Raw genomic sequence first — 26,549 nt, 5'->3', positions numbered from 1 at the left:
AGCTACTTCCCTTGTTCGTCCCCTGAGCGGGGGTCTCCTGATCGGCGGCCTGTGCCGCCGGTTGTGCTTTTCCCACCAGATGTGGTTGCCGAGGTCCGTCGAGCGCTACCGCTCTTCGCTCGGCTGGGTGTGTTACGCGTGCGGCCCTTGGGGGCCGTACCCGACTTGGTAGGCCGGCCCGCCGCAGCGGGCTTGGAGCCGTTCGACTTGGCCTTGGCGCTCTCGCTGCGGGGGTTGGGGGCCTTCTTCTTCTCCTTGGCGTCGGCTTCGGCCTCGGTGAGATGTCCCTTGCCCTTGCCCGGCACATGATGCACGCCGGGGCCGTCCTTCCCGTAGAGCTCCTTGGTGATGTAGCTCTGGGTGCCGATCCGCATCAGCCCCTGCACGCCCCAGTACACGGCCAGAGCACCGGCGAAGTTGAAGGCGAACACCGGCAACACGAACGGCATGACCTTGAGGATCATCGCCTGGGTAGGGTTGGCGTTTGCCGCCGGGTTGCGGGCCTGGATCTGACGGTTCTGGATCACCTGGATGACCAGGATCAGAATCAACAACACCAGGTAGGGCGCAAACGACACGAAACCCTGGGCCCAGGCCTCGGCCGGCGTCTTCGCCAGGTCGAGCGTGAACACCCGGTTGAAGAACGGCATCGTGTTCTGAGTGCTCAGGGTCTTGTAGAACGCCGTGGCCGTGTTGACGTGCTCGGGGTTGAAGGTCTGGTCGGTGAACACCCAGGACGTCAGGGGCGACGTGTTGTTGGCTACCTGCTCGGCGATGTGACCGACACCGGCGGAGGGCCCACCCAAACGGTTCGTCAGACCACGGATCAGGTGGTACATCACGATGAACACGGGCGCCTGGGCCAACACGGGGAGGCAGCCACCGACCGGGCTGATGTTGTTTTCCTTGTAGAACACCATCAACTCGGTGTTGAGGCGCTCCCGGTCGCCCTTGTACTTGGCCTGAATCTGTTTGAGTTCGGGCTGGAGTCGCTGCATCTGCAGCATCGATTTGGTGCTCTTCACCGTGAGCGGCGTGACGATGAGCATCACGAGCACGGTGAACAACACGATCGACATCCCAAACGAGGGGATGACGCTGTAGATGGCGGCCACGATGGAGCCGAAGAACTCGAACAGCGGGGAGAAGGGACCAAGCAGGTCAGGCATCTGGTTTCACGTCGTTTCGTGAGCGGGGGATAGCGGACGGCTGAGAATCACCGAGCTGTGGCTCCGGGGCCTGGTGTCCCGAAGCGTCGGGAACCGGGTCCCAGCCGCTGGAACTCCAGGGGTGACAGCGACAGATGCGACGGACGGCCATGGACCCACCACGCAGGGCTCCGTGGGTCTCCAGCGCCTCTGCAGCGTAGGACGAACAGCTGGGCACATATCGGCAGGGGGAGGGTCGGCCGTCGGTCATCACCTGGTAGGCGTGGACCATCCGGCCGAGAAGGCGAGCCATCACCGACGGGTGGCTGCCGCGATCGCCCGACTCAGGTGGGCTCGGAGTTGCTCGAAGGTCAGCGTCGCGATGCCGGGGGATCCGATGATCAGGTAGTCCATCGTCGGCAGCTTTCCACCCTGTTCCAGGCTCGCCAGCAGATGGCGAAGCCGGCGCCGGATCAGGTTTCGCGTCACCGCCGGACCCAGCTTGCGACCGAGGGCGAAGGCCACCCGTGGACGCGCTGCGTCCGATGGGGCTGCGATCACCGTGACCGGTCCGCTGTGACCCTTCCGCCCCGCCTGACGCAGTGACCGAAAGGCTTGGCGACCGGTAAGACGCCACGTCAGGCCGACAGGCGTGCGCGGCCCTTGCGCCGCCGGGCCTTCACGATGGAGCGACCCGAACGTTCGGACATGCGATGACGAAAGCCGTGACGACGCGCACGACGGCGCGTCTTTGGTTGGTAGGTGCGCTTCACCTGGATCCTCCTGAATGGTGCCCCGGACAAGCTTGCTGGGGGCGGTGCCGACTGGGCCGGCCTGTATGGGGATGGGAATGGCCGTCTGCGCCGAGACGACACAGGGACCTTCAACGTTACGGGTCGCCCGCACACCTAGGCAACCCGCGGCTTCATTGGCCGGAATACCAGACCGGGGGTGGAGCCGTTCACATGCTGATGGTACGGTCGTCCTCCGGTCCGCAGCTACGGGACGCCCTTGACACGAAGCGGCCAGTCCGTCTTGGCGGTCACACGTCACGAGCCGCAGAACAACTCGAGAATCTCGCCAGTTTGTCGTCCATGACGGCTCATCCACAGTATGTGGACTGCCTTGTGGACAAAGTCTGAGGTGAAACGCCGCTCCATGGAGGATGAAGCCACATCGGTCTGGGAAGCCGTCGCCCGCGGCGTGACACACCAGGTGTCCAACGTGGTGTGGCGTACCACCTTCAGTGAGGTCCGCGCCGTCGATTTCGACGGGGTAACCCTGACGATCGTGGCACCCAGCCTGGTGCTGCGGGATCGCATCGACAATCGCTTCCGTCCGCTTCTGATGGGCGTGATCGCCGACCTGGGCATGGAAGGGGTGGACCTGGCGGTCGAGGTCGACCCCGACTCCAACCACCACGAGCCTCCCCACCCCGGCCCGCCAGAGACCGGTGGGTCCGGTCAACAGTCGGGCATGAACCGACCGGCAGGGCCCGGCCAAGCGAACGTCTCCCCGACGCCCGGCGCAGGGGTGGACAGCGCTCCCGGCAACCTGCGCGCCGGTGGGCTGAACAACCGATACACCTTCGCTTCGTTCGTCACCGGCCCATCCAACCGCTTCGCTCAGGCCGCTGCGCTCTCGGTTGCCGAGACGCCGGCCCGCTCCTACAACCCGCTCTTCGTCTACGGCTCGGCCGGGCTGGGCAAAACCCATCTGCTCCAGGCGATCGCCCACTACGTGTCGGAGAACTACCCCTCCTACCGGGTGCGCTACCTGTCAACCGAGGAGCTGCTCAACGAGTTCGTCGACGCCATCCGCAACAACCAGCAACCCGACTTCAAGCGCCGCTATCGCGAGAACGACGTGCTGTTGGTGGACGACATCCAGTTCATGGAGGGCAAGGAACAGCTTCAGGAGGAGTTCTTCCACACCTTCAACACGCTGTATGAGGCCAACCGTCAGATCGTGTTGAGCTCCGACCGCCCGCCGGACTCGATCGCCACGCTGGAGGACCGCCTCCGCAGCCGCTTCAAGATGGGCCTGATCACCGACATTCAGCCGCCGGACTTCGAAACCCGCCTGGCCATTGTGCGCAAGAAGTCCGAGCAGTCCGAGTTCCCCCTGCCCGCCGAGGTGCTCGAGTTCATCGTCACCAACATCACCAACAACATCCGCGAGCTCGAGGGCGCCCTCAACCGGGTCACCGCGTACGCCAACCTCACCCGCACACCGGTGACGATGGAGAGCGCCCGGCAGGTGCTCGGCGACCTCTCGGCCGGCGGGGGGCGCATCGTCACCCCTGACCGCATCCTCGAGGCGACCGCCGAGTTCTACGGGTTCAGCATCGAGGAGCTGAAGTCGAAGAGCCGTCGTCGTCCGCTGGTGACCGCCCGGCAGGTTGGCATGTACCTGTTCCGGGAGCTCACCGAGCTGTCCTACCCGCAGATCGCCAAGATCTACGGGGGCCGGGATCACACGACGGTCATCCATGCCTTCGAGAAGATCAAGGCGCTGATGGCCGAGCGCCCGCAGATCTATCAGGACGTTCAGTCGCTGATCCAGAAGATCAAGAACGGGTTATGACCCCTGGGGACAGGGCTGTGGGCACACCGCCCTCGCCCTGGGGACAGCCGGCCGACCGTCCCCACAGCGACCGCGCCGACCCCGGCGCGCCTGGGGATCGCAGTGGACGAACGGTGGACGCGTCTCCCCAGCAAACACAAGGCTTTGGGCTAGGTTCTCCACAATCCACAGGCCCTACTACTTCACCTACCTGGAGTAGTCATCTCATCACAGCAGAAGGAGTAGGCGAACCGTGAAGTTCCGATGTGAACGCGATGTGCTGGCAGACGCGGTCGGCAGTGCCGGTCGAGCAACCTCAGGACGCGGCGGTGCGCTGCCGGTGCTCGCCGGCCTTCGCCTGCGCTTGGAGGGCGACCATCTCGAGGTCACCGGATCCGATCTCGACCTCACCGTCACCGCCGAGATCGAGGTGGCCGGTGGCGACGACGGTGTGGCCGTGATTCCCGCCCGCCTGCTGGCCGACATCGTTCGCGCCCTCGAGCCCGGGGCGGTCAACGTCACCGTCGAGGCCGACGAGGCGACGATCACCGGGGGCCGCTCGGAGTTCTCGGTCAACGTGATTCCCCCCGAGGAGTACCCTCAGATCGCCGAGCCGACCGCTGATTCGGTCACCCTGTCGGCGGCAGCGCTCGCCGACGGGCTGCGTCAGGTGGTGCCGGCCGCGTCCAACGACGACAACCGCTTGATCCTCACCGGCGTGCAGTTGGCCGCCGAGGGCGACGGGCTGCGCCTGGTGGCCACCGACAGCTATCGCTTGGCGGTGAGGGACCTGGCCGGCCAGTCGGTGCTCGAGGAGGGCCAGTCGGTGTTGGTGCCGTCGCGCGCCCTTGCCGAGGTGATCCGCTCGCTTGGCGATGCCAGCGAGGTCACCCTGGTGCTCGGCGCCCAGGACGCCACGTTTCGCATCGGCGGGGTGCGGGTCACCACCCGGCTGATCACCGGCGATTTCCCCAACTACCGCGGCCTGATCCCCGATACCCAGGCCAACACGCTCACCGTCGATCGGCAGGCGCTGATCGACGCCGTCCGTCGCGTGAAGTTGATGGCTCGCGAATCGACCCCGGTTCGGCTGGAGATGACCCACAACGCGCTCGAGTTGGTGGCGGTCACCCAGGACGTCGGTCATGCCTCCGAGCAGCTCGACGTCAGCTTCGAGGGCGAGGGCCTGACCATCGCCTTCAACCCGGACTACCTGCTCGATGGCCTGGATGCTGCCCGCGGCGACGAGGTTCGGGTGGAGACGATCGGGGACAACAAGCCGGCGGTGCTGCGCGGCTCGGAGGCCGACGACTTCCTGTACCTGCTGATGCCCGTACGCGTGTCCTGAGCCGGCGGGGCCGGCCGCCACATGTTTCTTCGCCGCCTGGAGCTGCGTCAGTTCCGCACCTACGAGGAGCTGACGCTCGATCTGCCGATCGGATTGACCGCCGTGGTGGGCCCAAACGGCATCGGCAAGACCAACCTGGTCGAGGCGGTGGCCTGGCCGTTGCTGCTGACCAGCGTGCGCGGCGTCCCCAACGAGGCCCTGGTGCGCCGGGGGGCCGAGGCAGCGGTGGTGCGAGCCGAGCTGGAGGAGCCGGGCCCCGATGGTGCCTGGCAGGCGAGCGGTGAAGCCCGTCGGGCACTGATCGAGAGCGAGATCTCGGCGCGCGGCCGGGGTCGTGTGTTGCTCAACCGGCAGTCGGGTGCGCGGCGTCGGGACGTGGCCGGCGTCGGGCGGGTCACCGTGTTTTCCCCTGACGACCTGGTGCTGATCAAGGGCGGCCCTTCGGAGCGGCGGGGCCTGCTCGACGACGCGTTGGTCGCTCGTGATCCCCGGCTCGACGCCGTTCGGGCGGACTACGACAAGGTGCTGCGCCAGCGCAACGCGTTGCTGCGCCAGTCCAAGGGTTCGCTCGACGAGGCGGCCAAGCTGACGCTGGAGGTGTGGAACGCCCAGTTGGTCGATCGCGGCACCCGGCTGGGCGACGAGCGGGCCAGCCTGTGCGCAGAGCTGTCGCCGTTGGTGAGCGCCGCCTACGAGGAGCTCGCCGGCGTCACCTGCGACGTCACGCTCACCTACGAAGCGCCCTGGCGCGCAGCCGGGCTGGAGGTGGCGCTCGGGGAGGCCCGTCGCGACGAGCTGCGGCGGGGCGTCACGCTCGTCGGGCCGCACCGAGACGAGCTCCAGATCGATCTGGAGCAGATGGCGGCGCGCACCCATGCTTCCCAGGGTGAGCAGCGCAGCCTGGCCTTGTCGTTGCGCCTGGCGGTTCACCGGTTATTGACTGACCGCTACGGCACCCCGCCGATCCTCGTGCTCGACGACGTACTCTCCGAGCTGGACGCTCAGCGGCGCTCGGCGCTGTTGCGGGCGGTGCCCGCCGGTCAGACCCTGCTGACCACCGCCGCCGACCTGCCCGACGAGATCTCGCCGTCGGCCGTGCTCGAAGTGGTCGGTGCCGGCGAGGTGAGCTGGCGATGAGTCCCCGTCGTTCGTCGCGCCACGTGTCCAACTCGCTCGATGCGGTGCTGGCCCACCTCGGACGGCCGTCGGTCGACGCCCACGAGGTGATTCGAACCAAGTGGGCCACCATCGTGGGATCTCGCCTCGCCGGCTGGTGTTGGCCGAGCGAGCTGGTGTCCGGCGAGCTGGTGGTGAGTACCACCGATCCCGTGGTGGCCGAGGAGCTCAACCTGATCAGCCGCGAGCTGGCCGGGACGCTCAATCGACTGGTCGGGGACGACGTCGTCGCCACCGTACGGGTGCGTGTTACTTCCGAGGGTCGATCTGGTGGGGCCCCCGGGGAGGGCGCCCCGGGGGCCCCAGACGGGCGCTGAGCGGGTCAACCGGTCGGCGGGACCTTCACGATGGGCTATGATGATCGCCGGCCCCAGCGGCCGGATGGTGTGACAGCCACATTGTTTCCACATGGTTATCCACATCCTGTGTGTTCTTTAACGGCAAGCGTTGTCATTCGATCCATATACCCCTCTTTCGCACCCACAGAGGTCACCCACGTGACAGTTGAAACCAGCACGTACGGCGCCGATCAGATTCAGGTACTCGAGGGCTTGGAGGCGGTCCGTAAACGACCGGGCATGTACATCGGTTCCACTGGCCCGAGTGGTTTGCATCACTTGGTCTACGAGGTGGTTGACAACTCGGTCGACGAGGCGATGGCCGGTTATGCCGATCACATCGAGGTCACCCTTGGGGCCGACGGCTGCTGCCAGGTGGTCGACAACGGCCGGGGCATCCCCACCGATCCGCACCCGAAGTACCCGGGCATGTCGGCCGCCGAGGTGGCCATCACCGTGTTGCACGCCGGAGGAAAGTTCGGCGGCGGCGGCTACAAGGTGTCCGGTGGCCTTCACGGCGTGGGCATCTCGGTGGTCAACGCGTTGTCGGCGCGTACCGAGGTCGACATCGACCGGGGGGGCGAGCGCTGGTCGATGAGCTACCGCGACGGCGGGACGCCCGATCAGCCATTGCGCCAGGTGGGCCCCACGCCGGCGAGCACCGACGGGATCGACCGGCCGAGCGGCACCACGGTGCGGTTCTGGCCCGACCCGACGATCTTCGATGACGTCACGTTTCGTAGCCAGACGCTGATGGAACGTCTGCAGATGATGGCGTTTCTCAACGCCGGTTTGACGATCTCCTTTTCCGACGAGCGCGGTGACGAGCCCGAACACACCGTTTTTTGTTATGAGAACGGCGTCCAGGACTTCATCGTTCACATCAACTCGTCGAAAGAAACACTGTTCGAGGAAGTGGGGAGCTACAACTGGAGCGAGGAGGCGGCCGGCGCCCCGATGCAGCTGGAGGTCGCGTTCCAATGGAACTCGGGCTACAACTCCGATGGCATGCACAGCTTTGCCAACGGCATCAACACGATCGAAGGCGGCATGCACGAAGAGGGCTTCAAGAAGGCCCTCACCAACACGCTCAACCGTTACTCGCGCGAGAAGGGTCACCTGAAGGACAAGGACACCAACCTTCAGGGCGAGGACATTCGCGAGGGGCTCACGGCGATCATCTCGGTGAAGCTGGCCGATCCGCAGTTTGAGGGTCAGACCAAGTCCAAGCTGGGCAACGTGCCGGTGCGTTCGATGGTGGAGCGGGCGACCAACGACCGGCTGGGGGAGTGGCTCGAAGAGCACCCCAACGAGGCCCGGCGTATCGTCGCCAAGGCGGTCGCAGCGTCCCGGGCCCGCGAGGCGGCCCGCTCGGCGCGTGAGGCCACCCGCCGCAAGTCGGCACTCGACGGCGCCGGGCTGCCCGGCAAGCTGGCCGACTGTTCGTCGAAGAACCCCGATGAGTGCGAGCTGTACATCGTCGAGGGCAACTCCGCGGGTGGTTCGGCCAAGGACGCCCGCGACCCCGCGACGATGGCGATCCTGCCCATTCGCGGCAAGATCCTCAACGTCGAGCGCGCCCGCCCGGATCGCATGCTGCGCAACGCCGAGGTCACGTCGCTGATCCAGGCGGTGGGCGCCGGGATGGGCGAGGAGTTCGACCTCTCGCTGATCCGCTACGGCAAGGTCGTGCTGATGGCCGACGCCGACGTCGACGGCAGCCACATTCGAACCCTGCTGCTCACGTTTTTCTTCCGTCAAATGAAGCCGCTGGTCGAGGCCGGCCGGGTGTTTATCGCCCAGCCGCCGCTGTACTCGACCAAGGTCGGCAAGGAGACGGTGTACCTCAAGGACGATGAGGCACGCCGACAGTTCCTCGTCGGGCGCCCAAAGCACTCCGAGGACTTTGCCCGGCTGAAGGGCCTGGGCGAGATGGATGCCGACGAGCTGTGGGCAACGACGATGGACCCCGAGCGCCGCACGCTGTTGCAGGTGACCGCACAGCAGGCGGCCATCGCCGATCAGGTGTTCTCGGTGCTGATGGGCGAGAGCGTCGAGAGCCGCAAGCACTTCATCCAGACCAACGCCAACGACGTCCGCTTTCTCGATATCTGATCCGGAGTTTCCATGTCTGACGAGCCGCCTATCCCAGAAGCAGACGACCCAGAAGCAGACGACCCGATCGTGCCGGTCGAGCTGATCGACTTCAGCGGCGAGGGCATCGAGCCCATCGAGATCCAGGCCGAGATGGAGCAGTCGTTCCTCGACTACGCCATGTCGGTCATCGTCAGCCGGGCGCTGCCCGACGTGCGTGACGGCCTCAAGCCGGTGCACCGCCGCATCCTGTGGGCCATGCACGAGGCCGGGCTGCGCCCCGACCGTCAGCACCGCAAGTGCGCCACCGTCGTCGGCGACGTCATCGGCAAGTACCACCCCCATGGCGACAGCTCGGTGTACGACGCGCTGGTGCGCATGGGCCAGGACTTCTCCCTGTCGCACGTGCTGATCGACAAGCACGGCAACTTCGGTTCGCTCTCCGACGGTCCCGCCGCCTACCGCTACACCGAGTGCCGCCTCGATCCGCTCGCCATGTCCATGCTGGCCGAGATCGACGAGGACACGGTCGATCGGATCCCCAACTACGACGGCTCGACCGAAGAGCCCACCGTGTTGCCGTCGCGGTTTCCCAACCTGTTGGTCAACGGCTCTCAGGGCATCGCCGTGGGCATGGCCACCAACATCCCGCCCCACAACCTGGGCGAGGTGATCGACGCCGTCGACTTGCTGATCGACAACCCCGACGCCACCATCGACGAGCTGATGGAGCTGGTCTTGGGCCCCGATTTTCCCACCGGAGGCGAGATCCTGGGTCGGGCCGGGCTCAACTCGGCCTACCGAACCGGGCGGGGCTCGATCAAGCTGCGGGGCAAGGCCGAGATCGTTGAGGACGCCAACGGCCGCAACAGCATCATCGTGTCCGAGGTGCCCTATCAGACCGCACCCGAGGTGATCGAGGAGCGGGCCGCCGAGCTGGTGAACAACCGGGAGCTCGAGGGCATCCGGGCGATCACCAACAGCTCGGCCAAAGGTCAGATCAAGCTGGTGTTCGAGCTCAAGCGGGACGCCTCGCCGATGGTGGTGCTCAACAACCTGTACAAGTACACCCCACTGCAGACCACCTTTGCCGCCAACATGGTGGCGCTGGTCGACGGCGTGCCCCGCACGCTCAACCTGCGCGATGCCCTGGTGCACTATCTCGATCACCAACGCGAGGTCGTCCGCCGTCGCACCGAGTTTCGCCTCGGTCGGGCCCAGCGCCGGGCCCACATCGTCGAGGGGCTGGTTCGCGCCCTCGACCTGATCGATCAGATCATCGCAGCGATCCGGGCGTCAGCCGACCGCTCGGGCGCACGCGCCGCCTTGATGGGTGAGGGCTTCGAGTTCTCCGAGATCCAGGCCAACCACATCCTCGATTTGCCCCTGGGACGCCTGACCCGCTTGGGCCGGGCCGAGCTCAACGAGGAACTGGCCGAGCTGCGACGCATCATCGCCGAGCTCGAGGCCATCCTGGCCGACCAAAGCCGGCTCGACGCCGTGATTCGCGAGGAACTCGCCGACATTCGCCAACGCTTCGCCGTTGACCGGCGAAGCCCGATGGTGCACGACCCGGGCGACCTCGACGTCGAGGACCTGATCGACGACGAGGATGTGGTGGTCGTCATGACCAGCCGGGGCTATATCAAGACCACGTCGCTGGACGCGTTCCGTTCCCAGGGCCGCGGCGGACGCGGCGTGGCGGGGGCCAAGCTGCGCGACGAGGACATGATCACGACGTTGATCAAGACGTCCGCCCACGCCTACCTGTTGTTTTTCACTAACCGGGGCAAGGTGTACCGCCTGAAGGTGCACCGAATCCCGATGGTGGAGCGCGGCGCCCAGGGCACGGCGATCGTCAACCTGTTGCGCCTCGCCTCCGACGAGCGGGTGCAGGCGGTCATCGACACCCGCGACTACGAGTCGCACCGCTACCTGATGTTCACCACCGCGCTCGGCGTGGTGAAGAAGACACGCTTCAACGCCTATGACTCGTCGCGCCAGGACGGGCTGATCGCCGTCAACCTGCGCGACGGCGACGAGCTGGTCGAGGTGCTGCCGGTCAACGATGACGACGAGGTGATGTTGATCTCCTCGTCGGGCATGGGCATCCGCTTCGCCGAGTCCGACGTTCGGCCGATGGGCCGCAGCGCAGCCGGCGTCCGCGGCATGCGCCTGAAGCGTGGCGACACGGTGATCGGCGCGGCGGTGCTCACGCCCGACACGCGCCTGCTCACCGTGACCGATGCCGGCTTCGGCAAGCGCACCGACCCCGATGAGTTCACCCGTCAGGGCCGGGGCGGGCAGGGCATCCGCGCCCACCGCATCCGCGACGACCGCGGCCGGGTGGTGGCGGCCAACCTGGTCGATGACGACGCCGAGATCTTCCTGATCACCGACGCCGGCGTGATCATCCGCACGCCGGTGGCGTCGATCAGCGAGTACGGCCGGGACGCGATGGGTGTCACGGTCATGCGCTTGGATGATGACACCAAGGTCGCTGCGGTGGCGCCCGTGGTCAACACCGAGAACGGTGACGATCCCGCCGAGGAACTGGACGCGGCCGAGGGCGCAGGCGGCGACCCGGCGGAGTAACCCGGGGAGCGACCCCCGTGGTGCCCGCCGACGTTGGCGGGCACGATGGGACCATGATCAGGCGACCAAGGTCGGACCGGGGTTCGGTCGTGTGGTGGGCGGTGGCGGTCGTCGGCTGTGCGCTCGTCATGTTGAGTGGTCTGGTTCTGGTTGCCCAGGGGTCGGTGCGGGCGGCGCAGGCGCAGGCGGTTGCCGACCTGGCGGCGCTGGCCGCTGTGGGCGTCGACGAGTCGGGGTCCCCCTCGGCCGGGGCGATGGCCGAGGTCATCAGCGCCCGCAACGGCTGTTCGTTGAGGTCGGCCAACCCGCAACCGACGGTGTCGGGGGGCCGACGGTGGCGGGTCTGGGTGGCGAAGGGTCCCATCGAAGCGACGGCCGCCGCCGAGCCCGAGCCCGTTCACGCCTCCGGCTCCACTTCGCCCTAGACTCTCGCAAATGTCACCATCGTCCGACGAGGGGTCCAGCACTGACGTCGCGGCCCCAAGCGGCGGTGCCCCCGCCACGCCAGGCCCCCGCACTGCGGTTGTCCCCGCACCCGAGCCCGGTACCGATTCGACGCCCAAAGAAGCTCGCTGGCAACGCGACGACCCCCCGCCGCAGAGCACCCCGAAGGTCACCAAACGCACCGCCTCGCCCAAATCGGCACCGGCCAAGCCGCCGGCCAGCACCGACGCCGACGCGAACTCGTCGACGGTTGTGGCACCGCCAGCGCCGGACGTGAAGCCCACTCCGCCTGCCAAGCCCCAGGCTGTTGCACCCGCAGAGGCCAAGGCCCCCGACGCCAAGGCAACTCCGCCTGCCAAGACCCCGGACGTCAAACCGACGCCGGCTGCCAAGCCCCAGGCTGTTGCACCTGCAGAGGCCAAGGCCCCCGTCGCCAAGGCAGCCCCGGTGGTCACGCCGACACAGCCCAGCCCGGCACCGCCCAGCCCGGCACCGGCCGAGGATGCTCCCAAGACGGTGGCCGCACCGGTTGCGGTCGTTGCGCGCACGGCGACGCTGAAGACGACCAGCACGGACGATGCCAATGCTGATGCGGACGCCGACGACTCAATGGTCGTCGAGTCGCGAGGCCGTTTCGGCCATCGCGAACGGTTTCGTGCCCGCAGGGTCCGGCGCTTGGTGCGCCACGTCGATCCGTGGTCGGTCTTCAAGCTGACGCTTGTCCTCAACGTCTGTATGTGGTTCATCTTCCTGGTTGCCGGTGTGACGATGTGGTCGGTCGCCCGATCGTCGGGCACGATCGACAACTTCGAGAAGTTCATCGCCCAGTCCTTCAGCCTGACCGACGTGTCGATCGATGCCGATCTGCTGTTTCGGGTGTACTCGCTGATCGGCCTGATCATCACGCTCGCCCTCACCGGTGCTGCGGTGATCGGCTCCATCCTGTTCAACCTGATCTCCGATCTGATCGGCGGCGTGTGGGTGTCGGTGATCGAAGAGGAGACGGCCGAGCCGCTGTAGGCGCTCTCGGCCACATCCGGGTTGGGCGTTCGCTCGAACATGAGCGAAGCGACTAACTTCGTCTGACCGAGTGAATCGGGGCTATAGCTCAGTTGGTTAGAGCGCACCCCTGATAAGGGTGAGGTCGCTGGTTCGAATCCAGCTAGCCCCACGACATGCCAATCCGACGGCTCGTGAACAGGAAGCGATCATCAGCGCACTGAGACGAGGAGTCATCGCCATGGCTATCGCTGGGATGGTCACCCTCGTGCTGCGGCTTCGGGGCATCGGCGGCCTTCCGCCCCAGGAGGGTGGCTGGCGTGAGCTGGCGGGGCCCGAGTACCGCTGAGATGCGGGATGGGTTGATGAGACGAGCCAAGCGATGATCGTCGAGGTCGTCGGCCTGGGCGCAGTGGGGCGTCGACTGCTCACCGAGTTGTTGTCCACGCCCTCGGTGGAGTTGGTGCGGGTTCGCAGCCGGCGTCACGAGGTGGCCGCCGCTCAGGTGGGTGGCCTCGAACGGGTGGAGATCGTGCGGCCGGGGCAGCCGGTGCACGCCGACTGGGCGGCGATCACTGTGGAGGCATCGGCACAACGGACGGCGTTGCGCCGTACCGCCGAGGCCGATGTTCCGGCGGTGTCGTGCTGTGATGATCCCGAGCTCATCGCCGAGCTGCTCGATGGCGAGCTTTCCAGTACGCCGGTTGTGGTCGGTGCGGCACTGTCGCCCGGGCTGACCGACGTAATGGCCGCCCATGCCGCCACGCTGTTGGAGGAGGCCACCGAACTGCACGTGGCTCGGCACGGGGTTGGGGGACCGGCCTGCGCGGAGGCTCGTGCGCAGGCGCTTCGACGCGCCGGTCGCGTGTGGCGCGACGGCGCCTGGGTGGAGCGGTCAGCGGGTTCGGGGCGGGAGCTGTGGTTCTTCCCGGAGCCGGTCGGTGGGCGCGACACCTATCGGGCGGATCTGGCCGAGGTGCAGACCCTGCACGCAGCCCATCCGCAGTTGGAGCGGCTCACCGCTCGCATTTCGATGACCCGACGGGAACGCATGTCCGTTGCGATCGGGCTCCCGCCGCTTCCCAGTGCGCAGAAGCCGTCGGGAACGGGTGCAGCGGTCGTTGAAGCGCGAGGCCGACGAGGGACCACGACCGCTGCGGTGGTGTTGGGCGTGGTCGACCGCCTCGATGGTGCGGCCGCCGCGCTGATCGCCACCTGCGGTGAGCAGTTGGACCAACCACCGACGGGTGCAGTCACCGCCGGCCAGCTCGCACCGCCGCTCACGATGCTCGATGCCCTGGCTCGCCGAGGTGTCAGCATCGCTCGCTTTGGCGAACCCGATGCCGCGTAACGCTCCCCGGCGATGAGTTTCCGGGCTGACCGGGCGATCACGGGTTCACGCAGCGGACGGATGACTGCGCTGGTGGTGTCGTTGGGAGTCGATGAGGCGGCCGGTGGGCGTTCGCCATCGAAATCTGACTCCGTTGCTGTGGGTGGTGTTGGGGTCGCTGGGTAGTGCGGTTGGGGTCATCGTCCAGCCGGGTCGGTGGGTGACCCGGTGGTGGTGTCGGCACAAGAGGCCGATGTTGTCGATGTCGGTTGGGCCGTTGGCGTCCCATTCGTCGACGTGGTGGACGTCGCACCAGCTGGCTGGCCGGTCGCAGCCGGGGAAGATGCAGCCACCGTCGCGGGCGAGGAGGGCGCGGCGTTGGTGGCGGTTGGCGTAGCGGAGGGTGCGGCCCATGCGGAGCGGGTCGCCGGAGCCAGACACTTCCAGCGGTCGAATCATGGCGGCGGCGATGATGAACCGGAGGATGTGCGGTGAGAGGTGGTTGCCGTCGTCGTCGGTGAGTTCGCCGCCGTCCTCGGTGTCGCCAGTGTCGTTGAGGATCACGACGATTTCGGGCTCGGGGAGTTTGCCGGATCCTTCGGGCACACCCGAGCCCCGATCCACAAGCTCGCCGAGCGCTTCGGCGCATGCTTGCGCCCGGCTGGGGACCGGTGTTTCGCCGCCAGTGGCTTCGGCGTCGGCGCGGTAGCGCTTCAGCACGCGTTCGGTTTCTCCGTCGATCAGTTTCTTGATCGTGAGGGCCAACTCTCCGACCAGTTGCCCGGAGACGTACGTGATGCCGTCGGTGGTGGGCACCAGGTGGAGGTGGTTGTTGGCCGGATCGGAGGCCGGGTCGTAGCCGCCGTCCTGATCCAAACGTTGAGCGATGCCGCGGACCTCGCGGGCCCAGCGCTCGAAGGTGGCCACCTGGGCCAGGTCGATCAGCCCCGGCAGCAGGTCGGCCAGGTCCTGCCAGTTGCGATCGTTTCCTGCCGAGTCGATCACCTTGACGTGTTGCCAGCCGACCCGACCGGTCTTGAGGGCCTCTGCGAGTTGTGGGTAGCGACGGTGCAGGCGGGCTGCGGTGTTCATCCGGCTTCGGCAGGCGTGCGGGCTCTGCTGGGTGCGGTCGGCCAGCCACATCGGGGTGGTGTGGCCGTGTTCGATGTCGCAGACACCCGACGCGGCCACCTCGGTGAGCAGTACCGCCTGTCGGTGATCGATCCGCCGACGCTGTGCCTCGAGGTCGATCAGCTCGGTCAGCGCAGGTGACCCTTCGGTCGTCAGGTCGTGCGAAGCGAGGAAGTGGCCCCCAGAAAGCATAGAGTAATCGTACACCTGTTCGATTCATTTGGCAACGGATTCTGGTCTCCGGGGCGCACTCCCCGGAGCGGTGGCCAGGCCGTGGAGCGGCTTGTCTAGGTTGATGCGATGCGGATCACGAAGCCTGGCGTCGTCTCGATAGCGGCTCTCGTCACCGTCATCTCTCTCGGTGCCTGCGGGGGAGACAACCAGGCCTCCACCGATGAGGTCTGCGACTCGCTCAGGGCGGTGGCGACGGCCATCGACGAAAGCGAGACGACGGATCCGACCGAATCGTTCGACGCACTGCTCGCCGCCCTCGAGGACTTTGCCGCAGTCGCACCGAGCGAGGTCGGCGCCGATGCGGCGACCCTGTTGGAGGGCGCCAAGCGCATGTCCGACCAGGCGAGCGGTGAGGAGGAGGCCAACGATGAGGACCCGGCCCTGCTCGAGGACGAGGAGTACGAACGGGCCGGCGACCGCGTGGAGGCCTACGCCAAGAAGACCTGCGGCATCTCGATCGGTTAGGCGACGGCGTTCTTCATCACGGGACCGTCGGCTGAACGGCCGGTCGTCCCGAGCCGTGGTTGATCGTCCTCGGACCGGTCAGGATCCCTCGAGGCAGTCGGGCTGCTCGGCGGCGATCCAGTCGAACAACGGTTGGGCGGAGAACCAGCCGGCCAGCGACGAGCCGACCTGGTCCTTGACGCCGCGTGCGACCTCGTCGGGGATCGGGACAGGCTCGCCGGCGGCCATCGCCAGGAGTTCGGCCTGGCAGGTGCGTTCCAGGGTGACGAACCAGAACGTGGCCTCGTCGACCGACTCGCCGACGGTGAGCGGTCCGTGGTTGGCCAGGATCGCCGCCTTGTTGCCGCCGAGGGCGGTGGCGATGCGCTTGCCCTCCTCGATGTCGTTGGCCACCCCGCCGTAGTCGGGGTCGAACACGTGGTCCTCGAAGAAGATGCAGGCATCCTGGGTGAGGGGCCGCAGCGGCCGGTGCAGGCTGGAGAACGCCTTGCCGTGTACCGAGTGGGAGTGGGCGGCGGCGATCACATCGGGACGGGCGGCGTGCACCTGGGAGTGGATGGCGAAGGCCGCCTGGTTGACCGGCCAGTGGCCCTCGACGACCCGGCCGTCGTGGTCGACCAGGATCAGGTCGGCCACCCGGATCTGCTTGAACGACATACCGAAGGGGTTGACCCAAAAGCAGTCCTCGCGCAGTGGGTCGCGGGCGGTGATGTGCCCGGCGACGCCCTCGTCGAAGCCCAGGCGACCGAAGATGCGGAACGCCATGGCCAGGCGCTGCTTGCGGTGCAGTTGCTCATCCTCGGGGGATCGTTCGACGAACGGGTTGTGCGGGGTGCGCGTGGTGGGGCTGTCCTGCGTGCTGTCGGCCATGCCCACCAGTCTGGCATCCGCATGTGGAGGGGTGGCTTCGCATGCGAGGTTGGGCTCAAGCGGTCACGACCGGCCTACGGACCAGTCGCTCCGGGGTCAGTGCGGCCAGGTCGAGGACGGCCAGGTTCGTCTCGGGACGGGGGTCGAAGAACGGCGACGGAGCCCCGTCGAGCGTCAGGTCGGCCAGCAGACGTCCGGCCGCCGGCGCGGTTTGGATGCCGGTGCCGCCCTGGCCGACGCACCACACGAAGCTGGGCACCTCGGGGTCGGGGCCGATCACCATCGACTCGTCCGGAGCGAAGGTTCGCAGCCCGGCCCAGGCGGAGCTGACCGTGCGAATGCCCAGGGTGGTCGCCTGGTTGATCAGGTCGATGGCGAGGGCGACGTCGAGCTCCTCCGGCTTGGAATCGCAGGGCGGCGACAGGGTTTCATCCGCGGGCGAGCACAGAAATTGGGTGCCGTCGGGCTTGGCGTACCAGCGGTGGGCCACGTCGACCACCATCGGCCACGCCGACGACCCATCGAACGTGCTGGGCGTCATGAATGCCGTGCGGCGGCGCGGTTGTAGGCCGACGCCGGCCACCCCACAGATGCCGGCGACGACGTCGCCCCAGGCGCCGGCTGCGTTCACCACCAGGCGGGCGGTCAGCGTCCGCCCGTCGTCGGCGCCCAGCAGCCAGCGGTCGGCCCAGCCCCCACCGGCCTGTCGCTCGAACGTCCCGTTCGAGGACGCGTCACCCTCGAGAACAGATCGTTCGGCCGTCTCGAGGCGCCAGGAGCGTTCGATCGTCGCCCCGGCGCGCCGGGCGCCGACGGTGAACGCCTGGTGCAGTGCCGCCACGTCGATGTCGTCGCCGGAGGGCTCGAGCATCGCCCGACCACACGCTTCCGGTCGCAGCCCGGGAAACAGCGCGCATGCCTCGTCGATGTCGATCTCGCGAGCGCCCGGGTCCACCGCCCGGGCGGCGGAGAGTTGTTCGTCGAGAGCGACCTCGTCGCCGGGCGGCGCCACGGTGATCACCGCCCGAGGCGTGACCAACGGAAACTCGGCAAAGCCCTCGGGCGGGGCATGAAAGAACGGCACCGAGGCGAGCGTCAGCGGGCGAAGCGGTTCGGCGCCCAGGTTGGGGATCAGCTGGGCGGCCGAGCGGCCGGTGGTGTGATGGGCGAGGGTCTCCTCGGCCTCCAGCACGGTGACCGACGGTGCGCTGGGGTGACGGGCCAGCCAGTAGGCGGCCGACACCCCGGCGATGCCACCGCCGATGATGGCGATATCTGTGGATTGACGGTCGTAGGCCCCGCGGTTGTTGGAGCTGAGTGACGCCATGGCCGGTCCCCCCGAGGTGGTGTCGTCCCCGAGGCCGCCGGCCTATCCGGCGGCGAAGCCCTCGAGGATGCTGTTCAACGTAGCGCTGGGCCGCATGGCGGCGGTGGCCGCGTCCGGCTTGGGCCAGTAGTAGCCACCCAGGTCGACCGGGGCGCCCTGCACCGAGTTGAGCTCCTCGACGATCGTCGCCTCGGCCTCGCTCAACCGCTGGGCCAGGGGAGCGAAGGTGGTGGCCAGCTCGGCGTCGGTGTCCTGGGCGGCCAGCGCCTCGGCCCAGTACAGGGCCAGATAGAAGTGGCTGCCGCGGTTGTCGAGTTCGTTCACCTTGCGAGACGGCGAGCGGCCCTCCTCGAGCACGCGGGCGGTGGCCGTGTCCAACGTGGTGCTCAGCAGGCGGGCCCGGGCGTTGTCGGCCGTATCGCCCAGGTGCTCCAGCGAGGCGCCGAGGGCGAGAAACTCGCCCAGGCTGTCCCAGCGCAGGTGGTTCTCGGCGATGAACTGTTGCACGTGCTTGGGTGCCGAACCGCCGGCGCCGGTCTCGAACAGGCCGCCACCAGCCATCAGCGGCACGATCGACAGCATCTTGGCCGACGTGCCCACCTCGAGGATGGGGAACAGGTCGGTGAGATAGTCGCGCAGCACGTTGCCGGTGACCGAGATCGTGTCCTCGCCCTTGACGATGCGCTCGAGCGAGAAGCGGGTGGCCTCCTCGGGCGCCATGATGTGGATGTCGAGCCCGTCGGTGTTTTCGTCGGCGAGGTAGGTGTTCACCTTGGCGATCAGCTGGGCGTCGTGGGCCCGGGTCTCGTCCAGCCAGAACACGGCCGGGGCACCGGTGGAGCGGGCGCGGCGCACCGCCAGACCGATCCAGTCACGCACCGGGGCGTCGGCGGCCAGGCACATGCGCCAGATGTCGCCGGCGCCCACCTCGTGGGTGATCAGCACGTCGCCGGCGCTGGTGAGCACCTCGACGACGCCGTCGGCGTCCAGCTCGAAGGTCTTGTCGTGGCTGCCGTACTCCTCGGCCTTCTGGGCCATCAGGCCGACGTTGGGCACCGAGCCCATCGTGGTCGGATCGAAGGCGCCGTGGGCCTTGGAGAACTCGATCACCTCGGCGTAGACACCGGCGTAGCTGTGGTCGGGGATGACGGCCAGCGTGTCGGCCGGGTTGCCGTCGGGGCCCCACATCTGCCCGGAGGTCCGCAGCATCGCCGGCATCGACGCGTCGATGATCACGTCGGAGGGGACGTGCAGGTTGGTGATGCCGTTGTCGCTGTTGACCATCGCCAGTTCGGGTCCGGACGCGTAGCCGGCAGCGAGGGCGGCTTCGACCGAGGTGCGGGTGTCGGCGGGCAGCTCCTCCAGCGCGGCGTCGAGGGTGGCCAACCCGTTGTTGGGGTTGAAACCGGCGTTAGCGAGCACCTCGCCGTAGTGGTCGAACAGGTCGGGGAAGAAGGCCCGCACGGCGTGCCCGAAGATGATCGGGTCGGACACCTTCATCATGGTGGCCTTGAGGTGCACCGAGAGCAGGACGCCGTCGGCCTTGGCCTGGCGAATCGCATCGGCGAGGAAGGCGTCGAGCGCGGCGGCGCTCATCACCGACCCGTCGACGATCGTGCCGGCAGCCACCTTCACGGGGGAGCGCAGGTCGCGTGCCTCGCCGTCGGTGGGCGTGAAGCGGATCGTCAGATCGTCAGCGTTGTCAACGGTGACCGACCGTTCGGTCGAGCGGAAGTCGCCCGAGTCCATCGTGATCACCCGGGTGCGGGAGTCGGCCGACCATTCGCCCATCGAGTGGGGGTGGTTGCGGGCGAAGTTCTTCACCGCTGCGGGGGCGCGCCGGTCGCTGTTGCCCTCGCGCAGCACCGGGTTGACCGCGGAGCCCATCACCGAGGCGTAGCGGGCCAACACGTCGGCGTCCTCGCCGGCCGGGTCCCCGTCGGCGGCATCGTCGGGGTAGTCGGGCAGCCCGTAGCCGTCGGCCTGAAGCTCGGCGATCGCCGCCTTCAGCTGGGGCAGCGACGCCGAGATGTTGGGCAGCTTGATGATGTTGGCCTCGGGCCGGGTGGCCAGCTCGCCCAACTCGGCCAGATCGTCGTGGCGCTGTTGGTCGGCGGGCAGCAGGTCGCTGAACGCGGCCAGGATCCGGTTGGCCAGCGAGATGTCACGGGTCTCGACGTCCACTCCCGACGCACCGGCGAACGCGGCGATCACGGGCAGCAACGAGCGGGTGGCCAGCGCCGGGGCCTCGTCGGTGAGGGTGTAGATGATCGTCGAGGCGTCGGGCTTGGCGGAGTCGCTCATGGGCATCCTGTTCTGCGTTGGAGTAAAGGTCGGCGTGTGCTGAGGGTAGTGCCGAGCCGTCGGTGTCGAGATGCGGAGATCCGGATGGGGTGCCTTGGAGGCGGCGCAGTCATCAGCGAGTTTCATAAAGTGATTGTCCAAGACTCAGTAACGAACTAGTGTTCGATGAGTCAGAACCGTATAATTGGCACCCCAGCGGGGGCTACCTTGAAGCGTGTCAGGCCACAATGCCGGCCAAAGTTGCGACGCCGGCACGATCGACCCAGGGAGGGAACCATGGATTCGAGTGACCTCATCTCACACCCGGAGGTCATCCTTGCCTTGGCCGAGCGAGTCTGTCCATCGCTTAACGGACCTAGTTCCTTTCGACTCGCCGCCGCCCTGGAAGCTCTGGATGCGAATCTCGATCTCGACCATTTCGAAGGCCTTGCAGACGTACAAGCCGGGATTCAAGAGATCGATCGACGACGTGTCGAGCACTGGACCCGGGTACTTGCTGGGTCGGATGTGCGGCTCGTCACGGTGCTTGACGATGAGTACCCGACCAACCTGCGCATGGTCCACGACCATCCGCCGTTCCTATTCGCACGGGGTACGATCGAACGATCGGATGAGCGAGCGGTGGCTGTGGTCGGAACCCGAAAGCCATCGGAGGATGGCCTGGCTGCGGCCGATGAAATCGCCGCCAGGATGGCTCATCTGAACATCACGGTCGTCTCGGGCATGGCGACTGGGATCGACACGGCTGCGCACCGGGGCGCTCTTGCTGCTGGAGGTCGCACTATCGCTGTGCTCGGGTCAGGGCTCGACCGCGTCTATCCGGCAGCGAATCGAGGCTTGGCACGGTCCATCGAGAAGTCGGGAGCGGTCGTTTCGCAGTTCTGGCCGGATTCGGGGCCGACGCGATGGAGCTTCCCCGTGAGGAATATCGTGACCTCCGGGTTTTCGCTTGGCACAGTTGTCGTCGAGGCCGGCCCAACCTCCGGTGCCAGGCAGCAGGCTGAGCACGCGCTGCGCCACGGCAAACGTCTCTACCTGTTGCGGCGACTTGTCTCGGCCCAACCCTGGGCCCGCGAGATGGCCGATCGCCCCGGCGTCTTGGCCATTGACGATATTGATCAGATCGTGGCCGATATTGAGGCTGAGGTCACGGAGTCTGACGACGTGCTGATCTAGCGCCGACCATGGCTCCAGGGGCCATACGGACCTCCGGCTGAATCGCTTCCGCCTCACACGTGCAGTCACTGGAGAGCGGGTGCTTCTAGTCGACGACACCTTCACACGGGGAGGGTCGATGTTCAGTGCCGTCGCGGCACTGAGAGAGGGAGGCGCCACCGTCGTCGGTCCATTGGTGATGGGTCGACACGTGCGACCGAACTTTGGGCCGTCGGAGGCCATGATGTCGTGGTTGGGGCGTAGGGCCTGGGATGAGGCCCGTTGCTGTAGGTGCGACGGGGAGCAACAACACGCCGGCAGCCTCTTTTGAGGTCGGCGGAGGAGTTCGGCGATAGCCCGCCGGCCTTTGGGTAAGGTCCGAGCGGCTTTCGAACGCGCCCTCGTTGCACGACAAGCGTTTGACCCCGTCCGCAACAGATGCGTGAGGACTAGGCGGCGTGCGATGGAAACGGTGATGTTGATCGTGATGGCCACGCTGTTTGGGCTGGCCATCGGGTCGTTCAGCTGCGTGGTGATCGATCGGCTGCCCGTGCCGCTCGACGGACCCAACGAGTTTGGCGAGCGGTTCACGATGCGGCCCTGGTCCGAGGTGGCCGGGGGTCGCAGCCGGTGCTCGGCCTGCGGCACCGACGTTCCCGCCTACCTCAACGTGCCGGTGTTCGCCTGGCTGTTCCTCCGGGGCCGGTGCAAGAACTGCGACGCAACGATCGGGGCGTTCCACCCGATAGTCGAGGCGAGCGTGCCGCTGTTGTGGCTGGGGCTGGCGTGGGCGCTGGGCTGGGGTTGGACGCTCGTGCCGATGCTGTGGTTCGTGCCCGTCGCCGTCATCGTCGGGGTGATCGACCTGCGCACCCTGATGGTGCCCACCAAGTTGGTGTGGCCGGCCGCGGGCATCTCGGTCGTGCTGATCGCCGCCTCGGCGGTCGGGCTGGGCGAGACCGCCGTGGCGGTGGGAGCGCTCCTGGGCGCGGCTGTGCTCGGCGGGGCGCTGTTCGTCATCTGGTTCGCCAAGCCGGGGGGTCTCGGCTTCGGCGACGTGCGCCTGGCCGTGCTGATCGGGCTGCACATCGGTGCGCTGGTCGGCACCGGCGGCATGATCCTGGTCGTGTTCGCGGTGGTGCTCACCATGGGCGTGGCCGCCTTCATGGGGCTGTTGCTCGGCGCAGTGTTGTGGGCGCAGGGCAACCGCCGCGCTGCCCCGGTGATGGCCGGGCTTGACCAACCCGCTGCGGCCGATCTCAACGCCGAGACCGCGGCCAAGGCCACTGGGTCGACGGATGCTGCCGCCACCGTCGACGAACCCGAGGCGGCAACCGGCATCACCAGCTTGGCGGTCCCCTTCGGACCGGCGCTGCTGGCGGCTGCCCTCGTAGTTGCCGCGATGTCGCCTCAGTTGATCGAGCGCCTGGGCCTGTAGTCTCCATTTCACAGTAGTACCGGTTATACTCTGCACCATGAAGACGGCCATCTCCATCCCCGACGAGATCTTCCAGGCGGCGGAACGGCTGCGTGAATCCACCGGGGCGTCCCGCAGCGCGCTCTATGCCGAGGCGATTCGGACCTACCTCGATCAACGGCGCCGGCCGAACCGGACGCCGGGCTCGTGGGCCGGTCGCTTCGAGTTGCACGAAAGCGAGGAGGATGCCATCTCCTCCGATCCCGACATCGTCGCCGGGTTCGACGAATCGGCCGATGCCGCCGAGGTGGCGTAGGTGGCGCACCTACTGCTCGACAGTCATGTCGTCAGGTGGTGGCTGGATGACCACCCGCTGTTGGGAACCCAAACGCGCGAGCAGATCTCCGCATCGCCCGAGGTGCTCGTTTCGGTGGTCACCCCGTGGGAGCTGGGCATCGAGCGGGCGTTGGGCAAGCTGTCCTTCCCGGACGGGTTGGTCGACGAGGTGAAAGCGAACGGCTTTGAGATGCTCGGTATCTCATCGAGCCACGCCGAAGCGGCGCCCAACCTGCCGCCGCACCATCGCGACCCGTTCGACCGCATGCTCGTTGCGCAATGCCAATGCGATTCGCTGACGTTGGTCACCGCAGATCGACGACTGCACCTCTACGACGTCGACCTGGCGGACGCCCGGCTCTGACCGTCGCCCAATCGGCGCACGACCACCGAAAGCAGCAACTCGGGAGTGCACACCGCTGTCTGGCGGTCGTTTCAGCTCCCCACTTCGGCACGAGGGCCGAACCGGGGAGCGCAGGGCGCGGTTTGGAGGTCGTTTGAACTCCCGACTTCGGTCGGGGAGGGAGAACCGCTGGAGGGTAGGGGTGCCGGGTGGGACCGTCAGGCGTCGGGTGCGTCCAGTTCCTCGACGTTGATGCCCAGCGCGCCCAGCTTGCCGGGGATGTCCTCGTAGCCGCGCTTGAGGTAGCCGATATCGTGCAGCGTCGAGGTGCCGTCGGAACCGTCACCAAGTGTCGACACCAAGGGCTGACGCTGAGAAGCGCCCACTCAACCGTGTGATAACGCACATGTAGGTGGTGCGATATCTCATCAACAACCTTACAGTGGATAAACGCGTGAGATTTCGCATCGCGAATGGTCGGGTTGTGCCCTTGTCTCATGCCACGTTTGTTCTATAGTCCGGGCTGGAGAGTGGCATAGCGCCCACAAGACGGTGGTGCCCTTCCGCTCAAAGGTGGGGCTCGCCGCTCATTCATTCTGACGGCGAAACCAAGCCAAGCCGAGGGAGGTGACGTGCTTCGACGGTCACGCAATCAAGCAGACGAAAAGCCAAGTTCGGCAAGTGCCCCATCTCGGCATGACGCTCCGGCAAGCTCCCACGTCGAACTCTCCACCGACGTTAAGGCCTGGGTTGATACAGAGCGAACCTTGTTCGGCGAGATACTGCTGGAGATGGAGTTGGTCACCCCTGACCAGCTGACGGATGCGTTGGCAGCGCAACGCGACGATCCGAAGCCGTTGGGCGAGCTGTTGCGTTTGCAGGGCCACCTATCCGAGGACGACGTCGCCGATGCCTTGGCCAAGCAGTTCGGTCTTGAAGTGGCCGATCTTCGCACAAGCGAACCTGAACCGAAGGCCATTGCGATGGTCCCTGGCGATCTCGCTCGCCGCCATGGGATCGTGCCGTTCCGTTCTCACGGAGACCAGTTGGTGATCGTCACGGCTCAACCCGGCAACGGCGCTGCGATTCAGGAGCTGACCGACGCTGCCGGTGCCATTGGCCTCTTGGTTGGCGTCCCCGACGATATCGAGCGGGTGCTCACCCGCAGCTATTCCGAGCTGACTGACGCTGCTCGACATGTGCAGGCGTTTGAGCTCACCACGCAGAAGAACTCCACTGGTCTCACCAGCCTGACAGTCGACGAAAACGCACCGGTGGTTCAGCTGGTCAGCCGCGTGCTCAACGAGGCAGTGAGATCCCGGGCCTCGGACGTCCACATCGAACCGATGGGCGAGGAGATTCGCGTTCGGTTCCGTATCGATGGTGCACTCTCGGAAGCCCTCCGGGTCCCCGCATCGCTCGGTTCGCCCATGACCAGCCGCATCAAAGTGCTGGCGCAGCTCAACATCGTGGAGCGGCGCCGCCCTCAGGACGGGCAGTTCTCGATCGAGGTCGACGGCCGCCCCATCGATATCCGTACGTCGGTTGTAGCCACCCTGCATGGCGAGAAAGTCGTGATGCGACTTCTCGACAAGACCCGCTCGCTCATCGGATTGACCGACCTTGGCTTCTCCGAAGCGGTTGAGAAGCCCTACCTCGAGATCGTGAGAGCTCCGCTGGGGATGATGTTGTGCACTGGACCAACTGGTTCGGGTAAGACGACCACCCTCTACGCCACCCTCACCGAGATCAACGACGACCGCCGCAATGTCGTCACGCTGGAAGATCCCGTCGAGTACGAGTTCCCGGGTGTCAACCAGATGCAGATCTCCGAGTCGGCTGGCATCACGTTCGCCGGTGGTCTGCGCGGCATCCTCCGTCAGGACCCGGACGTCATCCTCGTTGGCGAGATCCGTGACGTGGAAACCGCCCGGCTGGCTACTCAGGCAGCGCTCACCGGCCACTTCGTGCTCTCGTCGTTGCACGCAGTCGACGCCGCATCAGCGCTGCATCGGTTCACCGACATGGGCATCGAGCCTTTCCTGGTGGCTTCAGCCATCAACGGCATCGTGGGGCAGCGACTGCTTCGACGCACGTGCGACAACTGTCGAGAGACGATGACACCGACCGCAAGCGAGATCGCACTGGTGGAGCGCGAGGGCATTGAGCCACCCACCGAATGGTCCAAGGGTGCCGGCTGCAACCTGTGCAATCACACCGGCTACCAGGGCCGGATCGGCGTCTACGAACTGCTGGTGGTTTCCGACGCCATCCGGGCCCTCGTCGTTGAAAAGGCCACTCACAGCCAGATCCGCCGTCAGGCGGTAGCCGAGGGCATGTCCACCATGCAGCGCGAAGCGCTTGGCCTCGTGGCTGAAGGGATCACCACAGTGGAAGAGGTGCTGCGTTCGGTGCACGCACCAACCGCCGCAGCGGACAATGAGGAGTCTGAAACTTCATTGAACGATGCCGACGCCAACGGCACCGGTTCCGCGCAAAATCTGATGGAGTTGTCGCTGTGACGGCCACCGTTTCCAAATTCCGCTACGAGGCCGAAACGCTGGACGGCGAGTCCGTCAAGGGCGAGGTCGAGGCCTCGTCCGTTTCGGCAGCACGCAACCAGCTCGCCGTCGATGGCATGCGCGTTCGCAAGATCAAGGAACGCAAGAGCTTCTCCGAGATCGAGATCACCAAGAGCCGCGTGCCGCTCACCGAGGTGATGAACTTCTCCCGCCAGATGGCCACCTTTACCCGGGCCGGTGTGCCGGTGCTGGAAGCGTTGGCGACTTTGCGCGAGGACTGCTCCAACAAGCGTTTCGCTGGCATCCTTCAGGACGCCGAGGAACGCGTTCAGGGTGGTGCGCAGCTGTCCCAGGCTCTAGGTGGCTGGTGTCTTTCGCGTCGGGGTTGAGGCTCGCGATTTAGGTTCG

At 66.7% G+C, this 26,549-nt stretch carries 25 protein-coding genes and 1 tRNA gene; 17 read left to right on the top strand and 9 right to left on the bottom strand.

What is annotated here, in order from left to right; genetic code table 11:
• Positions 1–2: 2 nt before the first annotated feature.
• Genes PKD89_RS05060 through rpmH form a run of 4 tightly spaced genes read right to left on the bottom strand, consistent with a single transcriptional unit; the run spans position 3 to position 1,921 of the window.
• On the bottom strand, positions 3–1,169 hold the full coding sequence (locus PKD89_RS05060; protein ID WP_289012072.1) for a YidC/Oxa1 family membrane protein insertase: 1,167 nt from the start codon (positions 1,167–1,169) through the stop codon (positions 3–5).
• Positions 1,162–1,461 (bottom strand): membrane protein insertion efficiency factor YidD, encoded by a 300-nt coding sequence (gene yidD, locus PKD89_RS05055; RefSeq protein ID WP_320412786.1) that lies wholly within the window; start codon positions 1,459–1,461, stop codon positions 1,162–1,164. Before yidD ends, PKD89_RS05060 begins: the two co-directional genes overlap by 8 nt.
• Positions 1,461–1,790 carry a ribonuclease P protein component gene (gene rnpA / locus PKD89_RS05050; protein WP_287376603.1) on the bottom strand — a complete coding sequence of 110 codons (330 nt, stop codon included), beginning with the start codon at positions 1,788–1,790 and terminating at the stop codon, positions 1,461–1,463. Before rnpA ends, yidD begins: the two co-directional genes overlap by 1 nt.
• Positions 1,787–1,921 (bottom strand): 50S ribosomal protein L34, encoded by a 135-nt coding sequence (gene rpmH / locus PKD89_RS05045; protein WP_287376213.1) that lies wholly within the window; start codon positions 1,919–1,921, stop codon positions 1,787–1,789. Before rpmH ends, rnpA begins: the two co-directional genes overlap by 4 nt.
• Before the next feature lie 370 nt (positions 1,922–2,291).
• On the opposite strand from rpmH, the gene dnaA reads away from it, so the two are divergent.
• From dnaA to PKD89_RS04995, 10 genes are all read left to right on the top strand, one after another.
• Positions 2,292–3,734 carry a chromosomal replication initiator protein DnaA gene (dnaA, locus tag PKD89_RS05040; protein WP_287376211.1) on the top strand — a complete coding sequence of 481 codons (1,443 nt, stop codon included), beginning with the start codon at positions 2,292–2,294 and terminating at the stop codon, positions 3,732–3,734.
• Positions 3,735–3,966: 232 nt separating this feature from the next.
• Positions 3,967–5,061, top strand: a complete 1,095-nt coding sequence (gene dnaN / locus PKD89_RS05035) for a DNA polymerase III subunit beta (RefSeq protein WP_287376208.1) — start codon at positions 3,967–3,969, stop codon at positions 5,059–5,061.
• Between the two features lie 21 nt (positions 5,062–5,082).
• Complete coding sequence (gene recF, locus PKD89_RS05030; protein ID WP_287376206.1) at positions 5,083–6,198, top strand: DNA replication/repair protein RecF; 1,116 nt, start codon at positions 5,083–5,085, stop codon at positions 6,196–6,198.
• The gene (locus PKD89_RS05025) at positions 6,195–6,554 is read left to right on the top strand and encodes a DciA family protein (protein WP_287376202.1); all 360 of its coding nucleotides are present in this window, start codon (positions 6,195–6,197) and stop codon (positions 6,552–6,554) included. The genes recF and PKD89_RS05025 overlap by 4 nt, the downstream gene beginning before the upstream one ends.
• Before the next feature lie 180 nt (positions 6,555–6,734).
• A complete protein-coding gene (locus PKD89_RS05020) occupies positions 6,735–8,690 on the top strand; it encodes a DNA gyrase/topoisomerase IV subunit B (RefSeq protein WP_287376199.1) in 1,956 nt (651 codons plus the stop codon).
• 12 nt (positions 8,691–8,702) lie between these two features.
• Positions 8,703–11,264, top strand: a complete 2,562-nt coding sequence (gene gyrA, locus PKD89_RS05015) for a DNA gyrase subunit A (protein WP_289012073.1) — start codon at positions 8,703–8,705, stop codon at positions 11,262–11,264.
• Between the two features lie 53 nt (positions 11,265–11,317).
• A complete protein-coding gene (locus PKD89_RS05010) occupies positions 11,318–11,689 on the top strand; it encodes a hypothetical protein (protein WP_287376192.1) in 372 nt (123 codons plus the stop codon).
• 10 nt (positions 11,690–11,699) lie between these two features.
• Complete coding sequence (locus tag PKD89_RS05005) at positions 11,700–12,728, top strand: DUF3566 domain-containing protein (protein WP_287376189.1); 1,029 nt, start codon at positions 11,700–11,702, stop codon at positions 12,726–12,728.
• Positions 12,729–12,805: 77 nt separating this feature from the next.
• Positions 12,806–12,879 (top strand) — tRNA-Ile (locus PKD89_RS05000).
• 210 nt (positions 12,880–13,089) lie between these two features.
• A complete protein-coding gene (locus PKD89_RS04995; RefSeq protein ID WP_287376185.1) occupies positions 13,090–14,058 on the top strand; it encodes a hypothetical protein in 969 nt (322 codons plus the stop codon).
• Between the two features lie 45 nt (positions 14,059–14,103).
• Here PKD89_RS04995 and PKD89_RS04990 read toward each other — a convergent pair whose 3' ends face one another.
• The gene (locus tag PKD89_RS04990) at positions 14,104–15,360 is read right to left on the bottom strand and encodes an HNH endonuclease signature motif containing protein (RefSeq protein WP_287376182.1); all 1,257 of its coding nucleotides are present in this window, start codon (positions 15,358–15,360) and stop codon (positions 14,104–14,106) included.
• Positions 15,361–15,468: 108 nt separating this feature from the next.
• Between PKD89_RS04990 and PKD89_RS04985 the strand changes: the two genes are divergently transcribed.
• The gene (locus PKD89_RS04985; RefSeq protein ID WP_287376179.1) at positions 15,469–15,867 is read left to right on the top strand and encodes a hypothetical protein; all 399 of its coding nucleotides are present in this window, start codon (positions 15,469–15,471) and stop codon (positions 15,865–15,867) included.
• A 78-nt stretch (positions 15,868–15,945) separates the two neighbouring features.
• Here the strand turns inward: PKD89_RS04985 and PKD89_RS04980 are convergent, their stop codons facing one another.
• The 3 genes from PKD89_RS04980 to PKD89_RS04970 are packed head-to-tail and all read right to left on the bottom strand — an operon-like array spanning position 15,946 to position 20,368.
• Positions 15,946–16,737, bottom strand: coding sequence for a class II aldolase/adducin family protein (locus tag PKD89_RS04980; protein ID WP_287376176.1), 792 nt, complete (start codon positions 16,735–16,737; stop codon positions 15,946–15,948).
• A 55-nt stretch (positions 16,738–16,792) separates the two neighbouring features.
• Complete coding sequence (locus PKD89_RS04975) at positions 16,793–18,064, bottom strand: NAD(P)/FAD-dependent oxidoreductase (protein ID WP_289012074.1); 1,272 nt, start codon at positions 18,062–18,064, stop codon at positions 16,793–16,795.
• Positions 18,065–18,106: 42 nt separating this feature from the next.
• Positions 18,107–20,368, bottom strand: coding sequence for an NADP-dependent isocitrate dehydrogenase (locus PKD89_RS04970; protein ID WP_289012075.1), 2,262 nt, complete (start codon positions 20,366–20,368; stop codon positions 18,107–18,109).
• Positions 20,369–20,644: 276 nt separating this feature from the next.
• Between PKD89_RS04970 and PKD89_RS04965 the strand changes: the two genes are divergently transcribed.
• The 4 genes from PKD89_RS04965 (at position 20,645) to PKD89_RS04950 (ending at position 23,640) form a co-directional block, all read left to right on the top strand.
• Entirely contained in the window at positions 20,645–21,544 is a 900-nt protein-coding gene (locus tag PKD89_RS04965) for a DNA-processing protein DprA (protein WP_289012076.1), read from the top strand.
• A 442-nt stretch (positions 21,545–21,986) separates the two neighbouring features.
• Positions 21,987–22,961 carry a prepilin peptidase gene (locus tag PKD89_RS04960; RefSeq protein ID WP_289012077.1) on the top strand — a complete coding sequence of 325 codons (975 nt, stop codon included), beginning with the start codon at positions 21,987–21,989 and terminating at the stop codon, positions 22,959–22,961.
• A 37-nt stretch (positions 22,962–22,998) separates the two neighbouring features.
• On the top strand, positions 22,999–23,256 hold the full coding sequence (locus PKD89_RS04955; RefSeq protein WP_287394239.1) for a hypothetical protein: 258 nt from the start codon (positions 22,999–23,001) through the stop codon (positions 23,254–23,256).
• Positions 23,257–23,640 (top strand): type II toxin-antitoxin system VapC family toxin, encoded by a 384-nt coding sequence (locus PKD89_RS04950; protein WP_289012078.1) that lies wholly within the window; start codon positions 23,257–23,259, stop codon positions 23,638–23,640. It begins immediately after the preceding gene.
• A 197-nt stretch (positions 23,641–23,837) separates the two neighbouring features.
• Here PKD89_RS04950 and PKD89_RS04945 read toward each other — a convergent pair whose 3' ends face one another.
• A complete protein-coding gene (locus PKD89_RS04945; protein ID WP_287394235.1) occupies positions 23,838–23,978 on the bottom strand; it encodes a hypothetical protein in 141 nt (46 codons plus the stop codon).
• Between the two features lie 408 nt (positions 23,979–24,386).
• On the opposite strand from PKD89_RS04945, the gene PKD89_RS04940 reads away from it, so the two are divergent.
• Together PKD89_RS04940 and PKD89_RS04935 are read left to right on the top strand one after the other, a co-directional pair.
• A complete protein-coding gene (locus PKD89_RS04940) occupies positions 24,387–26,141 on the top strand; it encodes a GspE/PulE family protein (RefSeq protein WP_289012079.1) in 1,755 nt (584 codons plus the stop codon).
• Positions 26,138–26,530: a type II secretion system F family protein gene (locus PKD89_RS04935; protein ID WP_289012081.1), complete on the top strand. Its 393-nt coding sequence runs from the start codon at positions 26,138–26,140 to the stop codon at positions 26,528–26,530. Before PKD89_RS04940 ends, PKD89_RS04935 begins: the two co-directional genes overlap by 4 nt.
• Positions 26,531–26,549: the final 19 nt, after the last annotated feature.

It is taken from the genome of Candidatus Neomicrothrix sp., from assembly GCF_035329545.1.
Taxonomy (GTDB): domain Bacteria; phylum Actinomycetota; class Acidimicrobiia; order Acidimicrobiales; family Microtrichaceae; genus Microthrix; species Microthrix subdominans.
The sequence above is the reverse complement of the archived record's forward strand: the minus strand, read 5'-3'. Positions and strand labels throughout refer to the sequence as shown.

Coding starts and splice junctions, on each gene's coding strand:
- PKD89_RS05060 (WP_289012072.1), bottom strand. CDS start 1,169: ATGCCTGACCTGCTTGGTCCCTTCTCCCCGCTGTTCGAGTTCTTCGGC.
- yidD (WP_320412786.1), bottom strand. CDS start 1,461: ATGGCTCGCCTTCTCGGCCGGATGGTCCACGCCTACCAGGTGATGACC.
- recF (WP_287376206.1), top strand. CDS start 5,083: ATGTTTCTTCGCCGCCTGGAGCTGCGTCAGTTCCGCACCTACGAGGAG.
- PKD89_RS05025 (WP_287376202.1), top strand. CDS start 6,195: ATGAGTCCCCGTCGTTCGTCGCGCCACGTGTCCAACTCGCTCGATGCG.
- gyrA (WP_289012073.1), top strand. CDS start 8,703: ATGTCTGACGAGCCGCCTATCCCAGAAGCAGACGACCCAGAAGCAGAC.
- PKD89_RS05010 (WP_287376192.1), top strand. CDS start 11,318: ATGATCAGGCGACCAAGGTCGGACCGGGGTTCGGTCGTGTGGTGGGCG.
- PKD89_RS05005 (WP_287376189.1), top strand. CDS start 11,700: ATGTCACCATCGTCCGACGAGGGGTCCAGCACTGACGTCGCGGCCCCA.
- PKD89_RS04995 (WP_287376185.1), top strand. CDS start 13,090: ATGATCGTCGAGGTCGTCGGCCTGGGCGCAGTGGGGCGTCGACTGCTC.
- PKD89_RS04990 (WP_287376182.1), bottom strand. CDS start 15,360: ATGCTTTCTGGGGGCCACTTCCTCGCTTCGCACGACCTGACGACCGAA.
- PKD89_RS04985 (WP_287376179.1), top strand. CDS start 15,469: ATGCGGATCACGAAGCCTGGCGTCGTCTCGATAGCGGCTCTCGTCACC.
- PKD89_RS04980 (WP_287376176.1), bottom strand. CDS start 16,737: ATGGCCGACAGCACGCAGGACAGCCCCACCACGCGCACCCCGCACAAC.
- PKD89_RS04975 (WP_289012074.1), bottom strand. CDS start 18,064: ATGGCGTCACTCAGCTCCAACAACCGCGGGGCCTACGACCGTCAATCC.
- PKD89_RS04970 (WP_289012075.1), bottom strand. CDS start 20,368: ATGAGCGACTCCGCCAAGCCCGACGCCTCGACGATCATCTACACCCTC.
- PKD89_RS04965 (WP_289012076.1), top strand. CDS start 20,645: ATGGATTCGAGTGACCTCATCTCACACCCGGAGGTCATCCTTGCCTTG.
- PKD89_RS04960 (WP_289012077.1), top strand. CDS start 21,987: ATGGAAACGGTGATGTTGATCGTGATGGCCACGCTGTTTGGGCTGGCC.
- PKD89_RS04955 (WP_287394239.1), top strand. CDS start 22,999: ATGAAGACGGCCATCTCCATCCCCGACGAGATCTTCCAGGCGGCGGAA.